Source organism: Anaeromonas gelatinilytica (assembly GCF_016820635.1).
Lineage (GTDB): Bacteria > Bacillota > Clostridia > Tissierellales > SIT17 > Anaeromonas > Anaeromonas gelatinilytica.
This window is the reverse complement of sequence record NZ_WSFU01000145.1, coordinates 1-2716: the sequence shown is the minus strand read 5'-3', so window position 1 is coordinate 2716 and position 2716 is coordinate 1. Positions and strand designations below refer to the sequence as shown.

3 protein-coding genes are annotated in these 2716 nt (G+C 28.9%); 1 reads left to right on the top strand and 2 read right to left on the bottom strand.

What is annotated here, in order from left to right:
- Positions 1 to 56: 56 nt before the first annotated feature.
- Together GOQ29_RS14345 and msrA are read right to left on the bottom strand one after the other, a co-directional pair.
- Positions 57 to 1226, bottom strand: coding sequence for a cation:proton antiporter (locus GOQ29_RS14345; RefSeq protein ID WP_203373358.1), 1170 nt, complete (start codon positions 1224 to 1226; stop codon positions 57 to 59).
- Between the two features lie 371 nt (positions 1227 to 1597).
- Positions 1598 to 2074 (bottom strand): peptide-methionine (S)-S-oxide reductase MsrA, encoded by a 477-nt coding sequence (gene msrA / locus GOQ29_RS14340; protein WP_203373357.1) that lies wholly within the window; start codon positions 2072 to 2074, stop codon positions 1598 to 1600.
- Positions 2075 to 2284: 210 nt separating this feature from the next.
- Here msrA and GOQ29_RS14335 point away from each other — a divergent pair.
- The coding region (locus tag GOQ29_RS14335; RefSeq protein WP_203373356.1) for an FMN-binding protein at positions 2285 to 2716 on the top strand (432 nt) is incomplete at its 3' end.

Below are 2716 nucleotides of genomic sequence, written 5' to 3'. Positions count from 1 at the left end.
TATTCATAGTTTTTTCATGTTTTTTAATTTTTTCTATTGACTTTTACTAGCTGGTCTTAATTTCCTTCTTTAGATTTTATTATAGCACTTCTAGTGGCGATAGGACCAATTATTTCAGTTATAATAGTTGTTCCTAAGAGAATAGTAATAACTAAATTGCCTAGGTCAGTTCCTGTAAATTCTTTATTCACAGTAATAGCAAGTCCTACTGCAACTCCAACTTGAGATAATAAGCCTAAACCAATATATTTTTTTACAGGGGTAGGAGCGTTAGAGATATATCCTCCTAAAGTTGCACCAGATAATTTTCCTAATATACGGAATAATAAATAAGCTAATCCTATTAAACCGATTTTAGGAATTAATGCAATATCAAGTCTTGATCCTGCTAGTATAAAAAAAGTTGTAATAATAGGTGGAGAAAAATTTTCTAACATTGAAAATATTCTTCTATGTTGTGAAGTAGTATTTGCAATCATAACACCTAAACTCATTGAAGCAAGTAAAGGAGATAAATTAAACCTAGTCGCAATCCCCATTAATAAAATAATAGCACCAATAATAAAGGATAGAAGTTCTGAATTATTTTTAGATTTACTAATTAAATAAGAAAGTAATATACCTAATAAAGAACCTATAATTACTGATATTATTATTTCACTTATAGGATGTATAAGAACTTTATAAATTGTAACAACTTCATGTTTTATAAATACTTTTGCAATGGCTGCTGAGACAGAATATATCATTAAAGCTATTGCATCATCTATTGCTACTACTCCTAATAGAGTACTAGTTAAAGGACCCTTAGCATTATTTTCTTTAAGAACCATTACAGTTGAAGCTGGAGCAGTAGCAGAAGCAATAGCTCCTAGTATAAGAGAGATTCCTATGCCTTGTTTTAAAATTAGCATTATGCCTGTTACCAAAATAAATGCACCTAAAGCTTCACAGATGGCAATTATAAATATAGATTTTCCTAAAGTCTTTATTACATCTATCTTCAACTCACTACCAATATTAAAGGCAATAATACCTAGGGCAAAGTCACTTAGAAAACCTAATTCATTAATTAAGTTATTATTTATAATATTTAGTCCAGAAATTCCAACTAATAAACCAGTTATTATATAACCAGTTATAGCAGGGATTTTTAATTTATTTATTGTTTTACCTAAAATTATTGCTATTAGAATGGCTAGACCTAAACTGATGAATGTATTCATTTTATTCACTCCTTTGTAGTGTTTTTGATATTGAATTTCACTGTATGTTTAAAAGCCTAACGTATATTCTACTCCTTTTTAAGAATAGTGTAAAGTATTAAAAAGTACAACAAGTTATAATAAGAATTCATATATGTTAAGGAAACGAACATAAGTAGCGTATGCTTATGTATACTAATGTATGTTCACTTATATACTTTATAATCAAGAAAAGCTATAAATATATTTAATAGAGATGTGATACTGGATTTGATGATTCCATATATATAGTATGGAGATTATGAAAGCAGGGAAAAAGATAAATCCAGAAGTAGAGACAAAGGGGGCTAAATAAGATAATTGTAAAAATAGAACGTAGAAATTTCTACGTTCTATTTGCTTAAATCAATATGACAATATCCATTAGGATTTTTCTTTAAATACCTTTGATGATATTCTTCAGCATCATAAAATACTTTCAGAGGTTCTATTTCAGTAACAATTTGAGAATCATATTTTGTTTGTTCTTTTTCTTTGGATAATAGTATAGTGTCTTTATCATTTTCATCTATATAATAAATACCAGTTCTATATTGAGTACCTATATCTCCACCTTGCCTGTTTTCTAAGATAGGATTAATGATAGACCAAAATTTATCTAGTAATTTTGGTAGTGAGATAATTTTTTCATCAAATTCAATATAACAAGCTTCACAATGTCCGGTTAATCCTGTGCATACTTCTTCATAAGATGGATTTTTTGTTGTACCATTAGCATAACCAACTTTAGTATTTAAAACTCCTTCGATTCTTATCATATATTCTTCTATACCCCAAAAGCAACCACCAGCTAATACAATTTTCTTCATTTCATCATCTCCTAAATATTTTAACTAATTATAATAATATCAATAAAACACGATGTCTTCAATGAACATAAAAATCAAGAATATTGTTATCAAATCATAATAAAACAAGAACTATTACGAAGTTTATTAAATAATAACTAACTATTGACAAAATATTATCGTTAACTTATAATCATATGTGAACCAATAAAAAATAAGGGGGAACTATCAATGACAATGAAGAGATTTTTATCATTGGGTCTTGCATTATTTGTATCAGCAAGTGTACTAGTAGGTTGTGGTGCAGATGAAAAAGAGCCAGCATCAACAGATACAGAAAATAAAACAGAAGAATCTTCTTTTGAAGCAGGAAATTATGAAGATGGAACTTATTTTGCTCAAGAAGATGGCTTTGGAGATAGTGGCTGGAAATATGTTGTTACTCTCAAAGTAGAAGATGAAAAAATAGTTGAAGCTGAATGGAATGGTGCTCATAAAGATGGAGGTACTGATAAAATCACTAGATCGGAATCTGGTGAGTATGGAATGGTAGAAAATGGTGAAGCTCAAGCATCATGGGCTGAGCAAGCTGATTTAGCAGAAGATTATTTATTAGAAACACAAGATCCAACAGATATAGAGTATACAGATGATGAAGGACAT

What these genes read in the sequence shown, in the direction of transcription:
- msrA (WP_203373357.1), bottom strand. Translation starts at nt 2,074, where the DNA reads ATGAAGAAAATTGTATTAGCTGGTGGTTGCTTTTGGGGTATAGAAGAA.
- GOQ29_RS14345 (WP_203373358.1), bottom strand. Translation starts at nt 1,226, where the DNA reads ATGAATACATTCATCAGTTTAGGTCTAGCCATTCTAATAGCAATAATT.